General features: G+C 32.7%; 1 protein-coding gene. It reads left to right on the top strand.

Features of this window, described 5'->3' with window-relative positions:
• Positions 1-202: recombinase RecT (locus tag KGF50_RS22245; protein ID WP_227850032.1), on the top strand; the 202-nt coding region annotated here is incomplete at both ends.

The raw sequence follows: 202 nt of genomic DNA, 5'->3' as shown, positions 1-202 counted from the left end.
GGGAAAACGACAAGTTTGAGATTAAATATGGTCTTCATCAAGACTTAGTTCATGAACCTAAATTAAATGGTGATAGAGGGGAAATAATTGGATATTATGCAGTATATCATTTAGATACAGGAGGTCATAGTTTCTCTTTTATGACTAAAGAGGAAATTATAGAGTTTGCAAAGAGTAAAAGTAAAAGTTACAGCAGTGGACC

Origin of the sequence: Clostridioides sp. ZZV15-6598, from assembly GCF_020657705.1 — a bacterium.
Classification (GTDB): Bacteria; Bacillota; Clostridia; order Peptostreptococcales; family Peptostreptococcaceae; genus Clostridioides; species Clostridioides difficile_F.
Note: the sequence above shows the minus strand (reverse complement) of the source record. Positions and strands in the feature narration are given on the sequence as shown.